Origin of the sequence: Enterobacter sp. BWH64, from assembly GCF_001037645.1 — a bacterium.
GTDB lineage: Bacteria > Pseudomonadota > Gammaproteobacteria > Enterobacterales > Enterobacteriaceae > Enterobacter > Enterobacter hormaechei_C.
This window is the reverse complement of the sequence record NZ_KQ089922.1, coordinates 3,213,827-3,228,850: the sequence shown is the minus strand read 5'-3', so window position 1 is coordinate 3,228,850 and position 15,024 is coordinate 3,213,827. Positions and strand designations below refer to the sequence as shown.

The 15,024-nt window shown below is 53.2% G+C and carries 15 protein-coding genes, 1 pseudogene and 1 riboswitch; of the genes and pseudogenes, 8 read left to right on the top strand and 8 right to left on the bottom strand.

Going from position 1 to position 15,024, the window contains the following annotated elements; translation table 11 throughout:
• Positions 1 to 11 precede the first annotated feature (11 nt).
• Positions 12 to 1,385, bottom strand: coding sequence for an MFS transporter (locus tag SK50_RS15345; protein WP_045345045.1), 1,374 nt, complete (start codon positions 1,383 to 1,385; stop codon positions 12 to 14).
• A 178-nt stretch (positions 1,386 to 1,563) separates the two neighbouring features.
• On the opposite strand from SK50_RS15345, the gene kdgR reads away from it, so the two are divergent.
• A complete protein-coding gene (gene kdgR / locus SK50_RS15340; RefSeq protein WP_048229624.1) occupies positions 1,564 to 2,355 on the top strand; it encodes a DNA-binding transcriptional regulator KdgR in 792 nt (263 codons plus the stop codon).
• Positions 2,356 to 2,418: 63 nt separating this feature from the next.
• On the opposite strand, the gene SK50_RS15335 is transcribed toward kdgR, so the two are convergent.
• Positions 2,419 to 2,658 (bottom strand): YobH family protein, encoded by a 240-nt coding sequence (locus SK50_RS15335; protein WP_017384332.1) that lies wholly within the window; start codon positions 2,656 to 2,658, stop codon positions 2,419 to 2,421.
• Positions 2,659 to 2,818: 160 nt separating this feature from the next.
• Between SK50_RS15335 and mgrB the strand changes: the two genes are divergently transcribed.
• The 6 genes and pseudogenes from mgrB to rlmA all read left to right on the top strand — a co-directional run bounded on the left by mgrB (position 2,819) and on the right by rlmA (position 7,177).
• Positions 2,819 to 2,962 carry a PhoP/PhoQ regulatory lipoprotein MgrB gene (gene mgrB, locus SK50_RS15330; RefSeq protein ID WP_003859906.1) on the top strand — a complete coding sequence of 48 codons (144 nt, stop codon included), beginning with the start codon at positions 2,819 to 2,821 and terminating at the stop codon, positions 2,960 to 2,962.
• A gap of 74 nt (positions 2,963 to 3,036) precedes the next feature.
• A complete protein-coding gene (locus SK50_RS15325; RefSeq protein WP_017693259.1) occupies positions 3,037 to 3,324 on the top strand; it encodes a YebO family protein in 288 nt (95 codons plus the stop codon).
• Positions 3,325 to 3,993: 669 nt separating this feature from the next.
• A pseudogene (locus SK50_RS15320) lies at positions 3,994 to 4,138 on the top strand (DUF2627 domain-containing protein).
• 12 nt (positions 4,139 to 4,150) lie between these two features.
• A complete protein-coding gene (cspE, locus tag SK50_RS15315) occupies positions 4,151 to 4,360 on the top strand; it encodes a transcription antiterminator/RNA stability regulator CspE (RefSeq protein ID WP_001062678.1) in 210 nt (69 codons plus the stop codon).
• Between the two features lie 216 nt (positions 4,361 to 4,576).
• Positions 4,577 to 6,322, top strand: a complete 1,746-nt coding sequence (gene ftsI, locus SK50_RS15310; RefSeq protein ID WP_017693260.1) for a peptidoglycan glycosyltransferase FtsI — start codon at positions 4,577 to 4,579, stop codon at positions 6,320 to 6,322.
• A gap of 39 nt (positions 6,323 to 6,361) precedes the next feature.
• On the top strand, positions 6,362 to 7,177 hold the full coding sequence (rlmA, locus tag SK50_RS15305) for a 23S rRNA (guanine(745)-N(1))-methyltransferase (RefSeq protein ID WP_017384329.1): 816 nt from the start codon (positions 6,362 to 6,364) through the stop codon (positions 7,175 to 7,177).
• Here the strand turns inward: rlmA and mntP are convergent.
• From mntP to manX, 5 genes are all read right to left on the bottom strand, one after another.
• A complete protein-coding gene (mntP, locus tag SK50_RS15300; RefSeq protein WP_023296797.1) occupies positions 7,174 to 7,740 on the bottom strand; it encodes a manganese efflux pump MntP in 567 nt (188 codons plus the stop codon). The two genes, rlmA and mntP, sit on opposite strands and share 4 nt — an antisense overlap.
• A gap of 1 nt (position 7,741) precedes the next feature.
• Positions 7,742 to 7,942: riboswitch (yybP-ykoY riboswitch) on the bottom strand.
• A gap of 198 nt (positions 7,943 to 8,140) precedes the next feature.
• Complete coding sequence (locus SK50_RS15295; protein ID WP_015570303.1) at positions 8,141 to 8,599, bottom strand: DUF986 family protein; 459 nt, start codon at positions 8,597 to 8,599, stop codon at positions 8,141 to 8,143.
• Positions 8,600 to 8,653: 54 nt separating this feature from the next.
• On the bottom strand, positions 8,654 to 9,505 hold the full coding sequence (locus SK50_RS15290) for a PTS mannose transporter subunit IID (RefSeq protein WP_006810994.1): 852 nt from the start codon (positions 9,503 to 9,505) through the stop codon (positions 8,654 to 8,656).
• Positions 9,506 to 9,517: 12 nt separating this feature from the next.
• Positions 9,518 to 10,318: a PTS mannose transporter subunit IIC gene (manY, locus tag SK50_RS15285; RefSeq protein ID WP_003859914.1), complete on the bottom strand. Its 801-nt coding sequence runs from the start codon at positions 10,316 to 10,318 to the stop codon at positions 9,518 to 9,520.
• Between the two features lie 47 nt (positions 10,319 to 10,365).
• On the bottom strand, positions 10,366 to 11,328 hold the full coding sequence (gene manX / locus SK50_RS15280; protein WP_017384327.1) for a PTS mannose transporter subunit IIAB: 963 nt from the start codon (positions 11,326 to 11,328) through the stop codon (positions 10,366 to 10,368).
• A 462-nt stretch (positions 11,329 to 11,790) separates the two neighbouring features.
• On the opposite strand from manX, the gene yoaE reads away from it, so the two are divergent.
• The gene (yoaE, locus tag SK50_RS15275; protein ID WP_006810992.1) at positions 11,791 to 13,350 is read left to right on the top strand and encodes a CNNM family cation transport protein YoaE; all 1,560 of its coding nucleotides are present in this window, start codon (positions 11,791 to 11,793) and stop codon (positions 13,348 to 13,350) included.
• A gap of 6 nt (positions 13,351 to 13,356) precedes the next feature.
• Here the strand turns inward: yoaE and SK50_RS15270 are convergent, their stop codons facing one another.
• On the bottom strand, positions 13,357 to 14,955 hold the full coding sequence (locus tag SK50_RS15270; RefSeq protein WP_015570305.1) for an EAL domain-containing protein: 1,599 nt from the start codon (positions 14,953 to 14,955) through the stop codon (positions 13,357 to 13,359).
• Positions 14,956 to 15,024: the final 69 nt, after the last annotated feature.

Sequence of the window (15,024 nt, the reverse complement as noted above, 5' to 3'; positions counted from 1 at the left end):
GCCCGGTTTTTTTATGCCTGCGCCTTTGGCTGGGTGACACGAAGGCCGCTAATGACAGCCGCGAGGGTCGCCAGGGTCCCTGCGGTAATCAGCGCAACGTGTGTCGCATTCTGCCCGGCAAGGTTAAACATCAACGCCACCAGTGCGGCCCCGGTGCTTTGCCCTAACAGTCTTGCCGTGCCCAGCATCCCGCTGGCGCCACCGCTGCGATGACGTGGGGCAGAGGTGATAATCGTGTGGTTATTAGGGGACTGGAACAGACCAAAACCGGCCCCGCACAGGATCATGCGCCAGATAATATCCAGATCCCCCGGCGAGGCGGGCAGGAGCGCCAGCGCAAACAGTCCTACCGCCATGACGACCAGCCCAATCGCCCCCAGAAGCCCGGCGTGGACGCGCTCAATAAGGTAACCGGCCAGCGGGGCCATCACCATGGTTGCCAGAGGCCAGGGCGTGAGCAGCAAGCCTGTCTCCACTTCCGAACGGCCAATCACGCTCTGCAAAAAGAACGGCAGCGCAACCAGCGCCAGCATCTGGGCGCAGAACGAGCAAATGGAGGTACAAATGGATAGCGAAAACAGCGGAATACGCAGCAAATCCACCGGTAGTAACGGCACGGGCAGCGCCAGCTGACGTCGTACAAAGAAAAAGCCGATGATAAGCATGGCAACGATTTCTGTGGTAATGAGCGACAGAGACTGTCCCTGCGCAAATCCGCTCAGCGCGGTAATCAGCAGGCCAAAGGTCAGCGCGTTCATCACAGCGCTGGGCAGATCGAAACGTGGCATGGTGCTTTTCGGACCATTTTCCGGAAGATAGCGCAGGGCGAAGAAGATCGCCACAATGCCCAGCGGCACGTTAATGGCAAACAGCCACTGCCACGAGGCAACGGACAGGATGGCGGCGGCAATCGTCGGCCCGGCGGCGGACGACACGGCCACAATAAAGGAGTTAATGCCCATCCCGCGCCCCAGGTGGCGGTGAGGGTAGATAAGCCGTATCAGGGCCGTGTTCACGCTCATTAGCGCCGCGCCGCCAAAACCCTGGGCGATACGCGCCAGCGTAAGGGTGTGCAGTGAATCTGAAAGGGCACAGAAGAGCGAGGTGAGGGTAAATACCACCAGCCCGCACTGGTAAACCCGGCGATAACCAAACATATCGCCCAGAAAAGAGAGCGACAGAAGAGAAATCACAATCGCTATCTGGTACGCGTTGACAATCCAGATGGAGCTGGCCGGCGAAGCATTCAGGTCTTTGGCAATGGTCGGAAGAGCCACGTTGGCAATCGCACCGTCAAGGACAGCCATCGAAATACCGATGACAATAGTGGCAATTGCCCCGTACCGCTGCGGTAAGGGCAGGCCATAAGAAACGTTTTTTTGCATGGGAAAAGAATGACTCAGCGTGAAATTATTTTCAGAGTAACTATTTTAGCATCGTTATTTCGGTTTTATGTCGCAGATTTGTAACGAAGTAAACCCAGATAGATTGCAGCACGCATCACACGAATTTATAATAAAAACCGGTTCTGATTTTTATAAAACACTCTCCATGAGGTGATAAATGGCAATCGCAGATTTGGATAAGCAGCCAGATTCTGTTTCTTCCGTGCTGAAGGTGTTTGGCATCTTGCAGGCGCTCGGAGAAGAGCGTGAAATTGGTATTACAGAGTTGTCGCAGCGTGTGATGATGTCGAAAAGCACCGTTTATCGCTTTTTGCAGACGATGAAATCATTGGGTTATGTCGCGCAGGAGGGAGAATCAGAAAAATATTCTCTGACCCTGAAACTGTTTGAACTGGGTGCCCGCGCCTTGCAGAACGTGGATCTGATCCGCAGCGCTGACATTCAGATGCGTGAACTTTCACGACTGACGAAAGAGACAATTCACCTCGGTGCGCTGGATGAAGACAGCATTGTTTACATCCACAAAATTGACTCCATGTACAACCTGCGCATGTATTCACGCATCGGTCGTCGTAACCCGCTCTACAGCACCGCAATTGGTAAAGTACTGCTGGCCTGGCGCGATCGCGAAGAGGTGAAGCAAATCCTTTACGGGGTGGAGTACAAACGCAGCACCGACCGCACGATTACCAGTACGGAAGAACTGCTGAGCGTGCTGGATAAAGTGCGTGAGCAGGGTTACGGGGAAGATAACGAAGAGCAGGAAGAGGGGCTGCGTTGTATCGGTGTGCCGGTGTTTGACCGCTTCGGCGTTGTCATTGCCGGCCTGAGCATTTCGTTCCCAACGCTGCGTTTCTCTGAAGAGCGTCTTCATGAATATGTGGCGATTCTGCATACCGCAGCGCGCAAAATTTCAGAGCAGATGGGCTATAACGATTATCCGTTCTGATCGACGCCACCAATAGAAACGCCGCACTTTTGCGGCGTTTCTGTAAGCGAAGTTCAGCGCTGATTAACCGTTATCAACCACAACAGATGATTTACGCAGCACAGGACAGTTGGTTAACCCGATGATCCCGCTGTCGGAATGGATGTACTGAGCCGTGCTTATCCCCTGGGCGGTAAGATATTTACACTGGATACCCAGACCCGCGGCATTTTCTTTGCTCCCCATTAATACGCCGTACCCACTTAATAACAGGCCGATCCAGACAATGGCCAGTACAATTACTGTACGAATAAGTAAACGCATCGTTGCCTCTTTTTTCTTTGTTGTCATAGAGTAAGCGTAACGGCTTTACGCAGTGAAACAAGTGCACGATTCCGAAAAGCGTCTGTTGAAGGTACAGTTAGCCCCTGTTTAAGATAACCGTGATAACCTGGCTGTATCAGGTCATAAGACGGAGTGTGGAGTGAAAAAAATACGCTGGGTAATTCTGATTATAGTGTTGATAGCATGCGTGGTGCTGTGGACGCAGACTATCAATGTGATGTGCGATCAGGATGTACAGTTCTTTAGCGGCATTTGTTCAATCAATAAGTTTATCCCCTGGTAGAGACCATTTTTACGCTGAGTGATGTCCTTACGCGGCGGCAGTGGTAAAATGGCGGTTTTTACTGAGGTGGTGAAATGGGTGAGTTACTGAATTCGGGGCTGCTGAGCATTGCATCCCTGGTAATGTCTTTGGTGGTGCTGGTCGTTGGGCTGGTGCTGTGGTTTTTCGTTAACCGCGCCAGCTCCCGCACAAACGAGCAGATTGAGCTGCTGGAAGCATTGCTCGATCAGCAGAAACGGCAGACTGCGCTGCTGCGTCGTTTGTGCGAAGCCAACGAGCCGGAGGAGAAAGCGGTACCGAAGGACGCTGTTGCTCAACAACAAGACGAGGAAGACTTCATTCGCCTGGTAGCTGAACGATAGTCTGCCAGGAGCGGGGAGGTGGCCTGACGTACGGCGTAAATCCCCTCCCTTATCAAATGCATCCCACAACTTCCCGGCATTTAATTAAGCAGCAGTTAACTCATGTTTTAGCACACTGAAAACTGGCGAATATTTATCCTTATTTAACAAATTCAGTTTCGTTGAATAAATAGTGTGCTATATCTTTCCTGAAGTGTTTTATTTTTATCGAAACGTTTTGCTTGCCTTGTTTTGAGGCAGAGTCATAAAAATTTCATTATTTTGGTGCAGAATAACACTTATTAAATGGTGGTTTTTAATACAGTTAGCAAAATGTAATTAACATCGTATATTCCCTGACACATGTTGGTGCGTTGCAATGTTTTCAGCATAACTTTTCACAAAATGTTCTAACTCAGTCATTCCTTTAAAGAAATTCTGGGATTGGGATGGACGCTTTGAAATGATTGAGCTATGTTTAAAAAGTCTTTGATTACAGGGCGCGTCAACGCACCCTGCGGGCAGTGAGGTCAGGTGGCGCTTCATTTGACAATTCGCATAACTGTGCAGATTGTTATGGAGTAACGTCTGAATTTGTGCGGCGGATCGAGACACGTTTAAAAATGGCTTGCCATATTAAACGTTGTGTGTGATAACACGTTTTGGGTCAAACGAGGTACAGTTCTGTTTATGTGTGGCATTTTCAGTAAAGAAGTCCTGAGTAAACACGTTGTCGTTGAATACCGCTTCTCTGCCGAACCTTATATTAGTGCCTCAAGCAGTAATGTCTCAGTTTTATCTATGTCAAAGCCCGCGGGCTAAGAAAACACTCTAAGGAATTTTGCAAATGGCAAAGATTAAAGGTCAAGTTAAGTGGTTCAACGAGTCTAAAGGTTTTGGTTTCATTACTCCTGCTGACGGCAGCAAAGACGTGTTCGTACACTTCTCTGCAATCCAGGGTAACGGCTTCAAAACTCTGGCTGAAGGCCAGAACGTTGAGTTCGAAATTCAGGATGGCCAGAAAGGCCCAGCTGCGGTTAACGTAACTGCTATCTGATCGAATCACTGCTGACTGAAGCGCTCAGCGCTTCGATCTCAGACATAAGCCTCGCCAATGCGGGGCTTTTTTATTCGCTTATTTTTCAAAATATTACGTAATCCTCCTCTGTTATTATCTTGTTGCAAACCCGCGAGATTATTAGCATTGTTTTCCCGCCTTATTATCCGCTTTTCTCGTTAAATCAGGGCGTTGATTAACAGCCCTGGGGTTAAGGTGAAAAAAAAGACAATAACCACCACCGGAAATTTTACTCCGGCACGTTTTGCACTTCTGTGTCTCGCCATCTTTTGTAGCCTTGCGTTTCTGCTGGGCCGCGTAGCGTGGCTACAAATTATCAAACCGGATAATCTGGTGAAGCAGGAGGATATGCGCTCCCTGCGCGAAGTGGCGATAGACGCCCCGCGTGGGATGATTGTTGACCGTGAAGGGCGACCCCTTGCGGTGAGCGTACCCGTCCAGGCCGTCTGGGCCGATCCCAAAACAGTGCTGGAAAAAGGGGGGATCGGTTTTGACTCGCGCTGGCAGGCCCTGGCAAATGCCTTACACCTTTCTCTGAGCACGCTCGCATCGCGAATTAACAGTAACCCGCACGGGCGATTTATTTACCTGGCCCGTCAGGTTGATCCCGCCCAGGCAAAGTGGATCGATAAGCTGCGTCTCCCCGGTATCAACCTTCGCGATGAGTCCCGCCGCTTTTATCCTGCCGGGCACGTGGCGGCGAACCTGATTGGCTTCACCAATATTGATGGTCAGGGCATTGAGGGCGTCGAGAAAAGCTTTAACACGCAGCTTACCGGGAAGGCAGGCGTGCGGCTGGTCAGGAAAGATCGCTACGGACATGTGGTGGAGAACCTTACGGAGGTGGCTCCCGTACCTGCACATAATATCCAGCTTAGTATCGATGAACGCCTGCAAACTATCACCGAAGACGCGCTGGATAATGCCGTAGCGTGGAACAAAGCCGAATCAGGCGCGTCGGTGCTGATTAATATCCAGACGGGCGAAATTCTGGCAATGGCGAGCTTCCCCGACTTCAACCCCAATAACCGGGAAGGGGCAACGCTGGATGATTTTCGCAATCGCGCGATCAGCGACACCTTTGAACCTGGCTCGACCGTTAAGCCTCTGGTGCTGATGACGGCGCTACAGCAGGGGCTGGTACAGCCTGACAGCGTCATAGACACGCATCCCTACACTATTGATGGCCATCGTATCCGCGATGTGGGCTACTACCCCGAGCTGACGATGACCGGGATCCTGCAAAAATCCAGTGATACGGGCGTGTCCCGTCTTTCGCTGGCGATGCCCGTGCAACGGTTACTGGATACCTATAAACACTTTGGTTTTGGCGAGAGTACCGGGCTTGGCTTAACGGGAGAAAGCGCAGGTTTACTGCCGCAGCGAAAATTCTGGAGCCAGTTAGACCGGGCGACCTTTGCCTTTGGGTATGGCCTGATGGTCACCCCCCTCCAGCTGGCGCATGTGTATGCCACCATCGGCAGCTATGGCATTGAACGGCCTCTGTCCATCACCCGAATCGACCCGCCGGTGATTGGCAAGCGGGTGATGCCCGAGGAAATTGTTCACGAGGTGGAGCACATGATGGAGAGCGTTGCGTTACCCGGCGGTGGCGGGGTCAAAGCGGCGGTGCGTAACTATCGCGTGGCGATAAAAACCGGGACGGCCAAAAAAATCGATGAACATGGTAAGTATGTGGATAAATACGTCGCCTATACCGCAGGCGTTGCGCCTGCCAGCGATCCCCGTTTCGCGCTGGTGGTGGTGATCAACGATCCGCAAAACGGTGCCTACTATGGCGGGGCCGTTTCTGCGCCCGTGTTCAGCGAAATTATGGGTAACGTCCTGCGCCTGGAAAATGTGAAGCCAGACGGGCTGCCGGCAGATTCTGACCATCTGATCGTGATGCGTCACCCAGCCGTTTATAACCCTGGCGAATAGCGGTACACTTCGCCTTTTGGTTTACGCCCTGGAGCTGTCATGTCTTTCAGTTGTCCCCTTTGCCACGCGCCGCTGACGCGCGCGGAGAAAACGTTTATCTGTCCACAGGGACATCAGTTTGACCGGGCGAAAGAGGGCTATGTAAATCTTCTGCCGGTACAACACAAGCGCTCCCGGGACCCGGGTGACAGCGCGGAGATGATGCAGGCGCGCCGGGCGTTTCTCGATGCCGGGCACTATCAACCGCTCAGGGATGCCGTTGTCGCCTTACTCCGTCAATATCTGACAGAAGGCGCATCCGCCATGCTGGATATCGGCTGCGGCGAAGGTTACTACACCGCCACGTTTGCTGACGTGGCGGCTGAGAAGGGTGCCGAAACTTACGGGCTGGACGTGTCGAAAGTGGCTATCCGTGCGGCAGCAAAACGCTATTCAGCGGTAACGTTCTGCGTGGCCTCCAGCCACCGCCTGCCGTTTGAGGAAGCGAGTATGGACGCCGTGGTGCGTATCTATGCGCCGTGCAAGGCAGAGGAGCTGGCGCGCGTCGTTAAGCCCGGCGGCTGGGTTATTACCGTCACGCCAGGGCCGCGTCATCTGCTGGAGCTAAAAGGGCTGATCTATGATGAAGTTCACCTGCATGCGCCGCACTCTGAACAGCTGGCGGGCTTTGCGTTAAAGCAGGCGCAGTCGGTAGCGTATGAAATGACGTTGCAGGGAAGTGAAGCGGTGGCGTTACTGCAAATGACGCCGTTTGCATGGCGGGCAAAACCAGAGGTGTGGGAAACGCTGGCAGCGCAGACAGAATTTCGCTGCCAGACGGATTTCAGCATTCATTGCTGGCAGCGCGAAGGTTAACCCGCGAAGTGTGCCCAAAGGATTTGGGCACCAATCCCGATCAACACGATACCGCCCAGAATTTCGGCTCGTTTGCCTAACAGCGGGCCAATGAACCGACCCACCATCATCCCCAGCGTTGACATGATCAGCGTGGCGCAGCCAATCGCCAGCGCGGTGGCGATAATATTGACCTGCAAAAACGCCAGACCGACACCCACGGCCATTGCATCCAGGCTGGTTGCGATGGCGGTTGTCACCAGAAGCCAGAAGCCGTGGCGTTGCAGCGGCGCATCATCTTCATCGCCGTTACCACGAAAGCCTTCAATCACCATGCGTCCTCCGAGGAACACCAGCAGCACGAAAGCAATCCAGTGATTCCACTCCAGCACGAACTGGCTGGCGAGCATCCCCAGACCCCAGCCGATAAGCGGCGTCAGCGTTTCGATAGCGCCAAAGATGAGACCGGTACGCAGGGCGTCGGAAAATTTAGGTTTATGGAGGGTGGCACCTTTACCAATAGAGGCGGCAAATGCGTCCATGGACATGCCAAAAGCCAGAAGGATCGTAGCGGAGATATTCATAAGAGCGTCCAGACCGGGGATATCCATATGACACATCACTGCCCCCAGTAAACAGCAGTTGATGTATCTATGGTCTCGCCTGATTGCTTTTGGCACAGTAAGTGTGCTGAAAACGATCCGTACGCGCCACGTTTTTCAACGAGTATGTTGACACGTACATTTCCCGCAGGCAGGAAATCGGCTACTCCCCAACGACGGGCGCAACCTTAACATATTTTGAGAATATAAAACAACAACGAAGATGGCTTTATATAGCCACTATATTGATAACGATTTCCATTTAGATTTATGCGTGAAAATATCGTTAACAAATATAAGGCAATTAACAGAGGAGATATAGCACCGGCTATATTGCTGGTTTAAGAATAATGCAATATATAGCCGATGCTATAATATTAACTCATTGAGTTTTAACGAGTAATTTGTAGATCTTTTCCAGGTCATCAATATTTTTGACCCGGATGAGCAGGCGGCGTTGTTCTAATTGCATCACCAGAACCCCGTCTTCGGATAAATTCATCTCTTTAATACGGTTATATTCTATCCAGACATTGGCGAAGAAGAATCCGTGTTTTTTAAAAATGAGTTTTGGCGAGCGGATCCAGAACAGGTAAATCGCCATTAATGCCAGCGCACATAATAACCATGTGGTTAATATTGCGCCGTGGCTGGTCACATTATTGTAAATCAGGATGACTACCAGACCGGCGAAGATAAACGCATCAATGCGTCCACGGCGTAAGAGGGGAAGGGTCAGCAGCGTCTCGCCGTGGCGGCGAGGCATAATGAACTCGTCATAGATCGCGTAAGCCAGAAGGGCAACAATAAATAAAACCAGTACTGTGTCCGTGACAGTCATTCATCCTCCAGATAAAAAGACCGGGGGCAAGCCCCCGGTCGGTAACGCATTTTATTACAGACCCAGCAGGCCGACGGCGTAGCCCGCGATACCGATGACGAAGAAGCCAACGATGATCCACAGCGGGTTCACTTTCTTACGCAGCAGCCACATACAGGCGAAGGTTAACAGCAGCGGTACCAGGCCCGGCATCAGCTGGTCCAGAATCGTCTGCACGGTGGTAACGCGCGTCTGACCATCCTGACCAGTGATCGTCGATACCACCAGCGGGATGTTCACGTGCGTCCACTTGTTAACCAGCGCCCCCATTACAAACAGGCCGAGGATTGACGCCCCCTCAGTCAGTTTTTGCAGGAAGCCGCCGCCCATATCCTTAACGATATCCACCCCTTTACGATAACCGTACGCCACGCCGTAGTAACGGGTCAGCAGACGCACCGCGTTGAACAGGATGAAGAACAGCAGAGGACCGAGCAGGCTGCCGCTCATGGCGATCCCGGCGCCCAGCGCCGCAAAGACCGGACGCACGGTACCCCAGAAGATCGGGTCGCCCACGCCTGCCAGCGGCCCCATCAGACCAACTTTGATACCGTTGATGGCACCATCGTCGATTTCAGCCCCGTTCGCACGCTGCTCTTCCATTGCCAGCGTCACGCCCAGAACAGGCGCCGCAACATAAGGATGGGTGTTGAAGAATTCCAGGTGACGCTTAATTGCCTGACGGCGTGCTTCGTTGTTTTCCGGATACAGGCGTTTGATGGCCGGCACCATGGAGAAGCAGAAGCCGAGCGCCTGCATACGTTCGAAGTTCCATGAACCCTGAAACAGGTTAGAACGGATGAACACGCCACGAATATCACCCGGAGTGAGTTTTTTCTCAGTGGTAGTTTTTGTCATATCAACCATTTCGCTCACCTGTTAGTCCAGTTCGTTATCGAGATCGTTGTTACCAGCAGCCTGCGCAGGGGCACCCGCGACACGGTTGTATTTCGGGCTGAGCTGGATATAAAGAATCGCCATCACCGCACCAATCACACCCAGCGCAACCAGGTTGAAGTTGGTGAACGCAGCGGTAACGAAGCCGAGGTAGAAGAATGGCATCAGGTAGCCCGCGCGCATCATGTTGATGACCATCGCATAACCGACCACCACGATCATACCCCCGGCGATATTCAGACCGCTGGTAACCACTTCAGGGATCGCATTCAGCATGCCCTGAACTTCGCTGGTACCGACAGAAATCGCCACGATAACCGCAGGGATTGCGATACGCATCGCTTGCAGGAACAGGGAAGAAACGTGGATCCAGGAGAGCGCGGTGAGGTTGCCGTTTTCGGCCGCCTTATCCGCCGCGTGCTGGAAGGCAACGGTAATAGTACGGACGATAATGGTCAGCACCTGACCCGCTGCGGCCAGCGGGATGGCCAGCGCGATACCGGCACCAATACTCTGATGACCAGCGATAACCAGAACGGTTGAAATAATGGACGCCAGCGCGGCATCTGGCGCAACTGCCGCACCGATGTTCATCCAGCCGAGGGCGATCATTTCCAAAGTACCACCGATGATGATACCGGTTTTCATGTCACCGAGAACGGCGCCAATCAACGTACAGGCCACCAGAGGGCGGTGGAACTGAAATTCATCAAGTACGGACTCCATACCCGCAATACATGCGACGATGAACACCAGCACAATCTGAAGAGTAGTAATCTCCATTGCACTTCTCCTATTACATAAGCTCTATATGAAAAACCGGCCCGGGCTTATTTCCCCACTTTGCCGATCAAATCCATCATTTTCAGTTTCTGGTCCGTGGAAACCTTACGGGCTTCCAGTTCGATACCGCGTGCATTCAGTTTGTTGAAGGCCTCGATATCTTTCGCATCCACTGAAATCGCGTTGTTGACCTGCGTTTTGCCCTGACGGAATGCCATACCGCCAATGTTAACGGAGGTGATTTTCACGCCGCCTTCAACAATGCGTTCGACGTCTGTCGGGTTGGTGAAGAGAAGCATCACGCGCTCACCCGCATATTTCGGGTTGTTGTAAACGCGGATCATTTTGGCGACATCCACGACGTGCGCGGTGACGCCCGGCGGTGCAACCTGGGTAAGAAGGGTTTTACGGACAGTGTCGGCGGCCACTTCGTCACTGACCACGATGATGCGTTGTACGTTGGTCTCTTTGGTCCAGCGTGTTGCCACCTGGCCGTGGATCAGACGGTCATCAATACGCGCAAGGCCGATAACCATGTAATCGTTCGGACCCATTGGCTTCGCCGGTGCTGCCGCCCTTGGTGCAGCAGGGGCAGGGGCCGGTTTTTCAACCGGCTGCGCTTTCAGCGCCTTCACGCCTTCGCGACCGGTTTCCACCGCCAGTGCCACCAGTTCATCAAAACCTGGGTTGTCGTCACGCGCCATGAAGGTTTCCACCAACATCGGGATATTCACCCCGGCGACGACTTCATAATGCTCTTTATCGACGACAATGCGGCTGGCAGCGTTGAACGGGCTGCCGCCCCATGTATCCACGAGAAACAGCACGCCTTTGCTGGTATCCAGCTTCTCAAGCTGAGCAGTGTATTTTTCAATCAGCGTCTCGGCATTTTCACCGGGAACGAAATCGATCCAGCCGACGTTTTCCTGCTCGCCCAACAGCATTTCTGCCGTTTTGAGTAACTGCTCCGCAGCCCAACCATGTGTGCCTATGACAATAGCAATGGTCACTTGCTACCTCCTTTTATTATCATGTATACGTCTGCCAGGCAGGCGTACTGAGAATCGTATTGGCGAACCGAATCGATTCAGATAAGGGTTAGAGTTCAAAAAACTAAGACTTCCGCGAATTATTTTAGATAGTGAAAAAATAATTTATGTGATGAAGATCCGTAATTTAGCTACGCCTTACAGATTTTTCTTTAAGTTAATCCGCGTGTGTTACAGAAGTTTGCAAAGGAACGTAAATCTTTGCTAAAAACCAATTGTCTCTGATATGTTTAGCGTCCGTTTAATTATTCAGGAGTATAGGGCTACAGCCCACTATATGGACCGTCACCGACGTCAGTCATCTTCCAGGCCATTCCGCGCCTTATTCATCGGCGATCTTCGCCACGCATCGACTCTCATTCCCTTTGAAATGCCCGAAATTAGCGGGGCACCGTTTTGTCATTCCTTTAGCAGGAGCGTGTCATGGAATTCTTAATGGACCCGTCAATCTGGGTAGGCTTGCTTACGCTGGTCGTGCTGGAGATCGTTCTCGGTATTGATAACCTGGTGTTTATCGCCATCCTCGCGGATAAGCTGCCGCCGAAACAGCGTGATAAAGCCCGTCTGATCGGCCTCTCGCTGGCGCTGATCATGCGTCTGGGCTTGCTGTCTGTGATCTCGTGGATGGTTACCCTGACGAAGCCGCTGTTCACCGTCATGGATTTCACCTTCTCCGGCCGCGATTTAATCATGCTGGTGGGGGGACTGTTCCTGCTGTTCAAAGCCACAACAGAGCTGCATGAACGGCTGGAGAACCGGCAGCACGATGATGGTCACGGTAAGGGTTACGCCAGCTTCTGGGTGGTTGTTCTCCAGATTGTGGTGCTTGATGCGGTCTTCTCACTGGATGCGGTGATTACGGCGGTCGGCATGGTGAACCATCTGCCGGTGATGATGGCGGCGGTGGTGATTGCGATGGCGGTAATGCTGCTGGCGTCAAAACCGCTGACGCGTTTCGTCAACCAGCATCCGACGGTCGTTGTGCTGTGTCTGAGCTTCCTGCTGATGATTGGTCTGAGCCTGGTGGCAGAAGGGTTTGGCTTCCATATTCCGAAAGGCTACCTGTACGCCGCGATTGGCTTCTCGATTTTGATCGAGCTGTTTAACCAGATTGCGCGCCGTAACTTTATTAAGCAGCAGTCGAATCAGCCGCTGCGAGCCCGTACCGCAGATGCGATTCTGCGACTGATGGGCGGACGTCGTCAGGTCAACGTGCAGGCTGATAACGAGAACCGTAACCCGGTTCCGGTGCCGGAAGGCGCGTTTGTGGAAGAAGAACGCTACATGATCAACGGCGTGCTTTCGCTGGCTTCCCGCTCCCTGCGCGGCATTATGACGCCGCGCGGTGAGATCAGCTGGGTGGACGCCAACCTGAGCGTCGACGAAATTCGTCAGCAGCTGCTCTCCTCGCCACACAGCCTGTTCCCGGTCTGCCGGGGTGAGCTGGATGAGATCATCGGTGTCGTACGCGCGAAAGAGATGCTGGTGGCGCTGGAAGAGGGCGTTAACGTCGAGGCCGTAGCGGCCGCGTCGCCCGCCATCGTAGTACCGGAGACGCTGGATCCGATCAACCTGCTGGGCGTATTGCGTCGTGCCCGCGGGAGCTTTGTTATCGTCACCAATGAATTTGGTGTGGTACAGGGCCTGGTGACGCCGCTGGACGTGCTGGAAGCCATTGCCGGTGAATTCCCTGATGCGGATGAAACCCCGGAAATCGTTGCCGACGGTGACGGCTGGCTGGTGAAAGGCACCACCGACCTGCACGCGCTCTCGCACACGCTGGGCGTCGAAAACGTGGTCAATGATGATGAAGACATTGCCACCGTCGCGGGGCTGGTGATTGCCGTTAACGGGCAGATCCCGCGTATTGGTGATGTGCTGGAGCTGCCGCCGCTGCAAATTACTATCGTCGAAGCCAACGACTATCGCGTTGATATGGTGCGTATTGTTAAAGAGCACTCTGCACACGACGAAGAAGAGTAACGCTATCTAGCGTAACGGCAGTAAGGGCACGATGTGTCCGTTGTGGCGGGCTGGCGGAGAGTGACTTTCCGCCAGCCATTTCGGAAACTCGCGCAGCGGCATTGGCCGCGCATACAAGTACCCCTGCAAAATATGTACGCTGTGACGGCGCAGGTAGCGTGACTGCTCCTCGGTTTCCACCCCTTCCGCAACCAGTTCAATATTCAGCCGCTGACCCAGCGCAATAATAATATCCGTTACCGTTGAGTTCACGGCGTCGGTGCCGATCGCGGTGGTGAAGGATTTATCAATTTTCAGCACATCCGGATGCAGTTTTTCTAGCCATGAAAGTGAGCTGTTGCCGGTACCAAAGTCATCAATCGCAAGTTTCACCCCTTTGCGGTGCAGCTCCCGCACGATGCGGTAATCCACATCCAGCAACGCATCGCGTTCGGTTAACTCCACGATCAACTGTTGAACAGGGCTGGCGTTAAACCAGATGCGGTTGAGATCCTGGATCAGCGCAGCGCGGCGAAAATGGCTGGCGGCCACGTTAATGCCGATATGGAAATCGCGCGAGGCCGGGAAATAGCCTATCTGCCGCACCGTTTCGCTGATGACGTAGCGGGTAAGCGGAACAATCAGGTTATGTTCTTCGGCCAGAGGGATAAAGACATCGGGCGAAATCCATCCCTGACGCGGGTTGTTCCAGCGCAGGAGGATCTCGACGCCGACGCATTCCCGGGTGCGGGCATTCACCAGCGGCTGGCAGAAGAGCTCAAACTCCCTGGCCGCAATTCCCATATTGATTTCCCAGGTGAAACTGATGCGCCGCGCGGTGGCGAGCCAGGCGATATAGCCCATCAGTAAGCTGAGCATTAACGCCAGCGGCAGCTGGGTGGGCAGATTTTTTAACGCCATTTCGCCAGGCCCGGGGCCACTCACCGTGACGCTGAAAGGGTAATGCTGTGACGATTGTTCCAGCAGGGAGGCGTTTTCATCGAAGGTCGGCGTAGTCGTCACCTGTTGCCCGTCGCGGAGGAAGTTATCTCCTACTCTCAGGACAACGTCGGTGATCTGCGGCCGCTGCGGCTCGAGAATCATTTTAGTGATGAGATCGATATTCACCACCTCCATCACCCCGTCGTTGCCGTCGCTCGCGAGGGGAGACCACTGAATCAGTACCGGGCTGCCTTTTACCAGCCACCGATCGGTCAGCAGCAACAGCCTGGATTCACTGACCGGCAGCTCCGGCACAAACTCACTGACGGGCACATTACGGCTGCCAAAGACGCTTGAGCAATACAGTATTCCGTCTTGAATGAGGGCGATGGAGCGTACGGTCTGGAGGATCGCCGCCTGTTTTCGCAGGATCAGATTTGCTTCGGAACAGGGTATGCCAACCAGTGAAAGTAGCGTTTCCCGCTGGGCCTCTAACGAAAGAAGCACCTTATCAAGCGCACGCACGGTGTGGTGGGTAAAGTCGTGGATCCGATCCTGATTTATGTTGCGCTGTGAAATAAAGCGAATACCCAGCGTCAGGACGAGCGTAACGAGCGCAACCGTGACACAGACGATAACGCGTTTTCGGCGATAGTCTTTAATGATCGTTTGTGCAGTTTGCATGAACGGTCGCCTGTTAAGCACCGGCCGGAAAAGCCAGACGCAACAGTGACAGTGTAGTGGGGAATACGT

What these genes read in the sequence shown, in the direction of transcription:
- manY (WP_003859914.1), bottom strand. Translation starts at nt 10,318, where the DNA reads ATGGAGATTACTACTCTTCAGATTGTGCTGGTGTTCATCGTCGCATGT.
- SK50_RS15290 (WP_006810994.1), bottom strand. Translation starts at nt 9,505, where the DNA reads ATGGTTGATATGACAAAAACTACCACTGAGAAAAAACTCACTCCGGGT.
- SK50_RS15295 (WP_015570303.1), bottom strand. Translation starts at nt 8,599, where the DNA reads ATGACTGTCACGGACACAGTACTGGTTTTATTTATTGTTGCCCTTCTG.
- rlmA (WP_017384329.1), top strand. Translation starts at nt 6,362, where the DNA reads ATGTCTTTCAGTTGTCCCCTTTGCCACGCGCCGCTGACGCGCGCGGAG.
- cspE (WP_001062678.1), top strand. Translation starts at nt 4,151, where the DNA reads ATGGCAAAGATTAAAGGTCAAGTTAAGTGGTTCAACGAGTCTAAAGGT.
- yoaE (WP_006810992.1), top strand. Translation starts at nt 11,791, where the DNA reads ATGGAATTCTTAATGGACCCGTCAATCTGGGTAGGCTTGCTTACGCTG.
- kdgR (WP_048229624.1), top strand. Translation starts at nt 1,564, where the DNA reads ATGGCAATCGCAGATTTGGATAAGCAGCCAGATTCTGTTTCTTCCGTG.
- SK50_RS15345 (WP_045345045.1), bottom strand. Translation starts at nt 1,385, where the DNA reads ATGCAAAAAAACGTTTCTTATGGCCTGCCCTTACCGCAGCGGTACGGG.
- SK50_RS15325 (WP_017693259.1), top strand. Translation starts at nt 3,037, where the DNA reads ATGGGTGAGTTACTGAATTCGGGGCTGCTGAGCATTGCATCCCTGGTA.
- SK50_RS15270 (WP_015570305.1), bottom strand. Translation starts at nt 14,955, where the DNA reads ATGCAAACTGCACAAACGATCATTAAAGACTATCGCCGAAAACGCGTT.
- mntP (WP_023296797.1), bottom strand. Translation starts at nt 7,740, where the DNA reads ATGAATATCTCCGCTACGATCCTTCTGGCTTTTGGCATGTCCATGGAC.
- SK50_RS15335 (WP_017384332.1), bottom strand. Translation starts at nt 2,658, where the DNA reads ATGCGTTTACTTATTCGTACAGTAATTGTACTGGCCATTGTCTGGATC.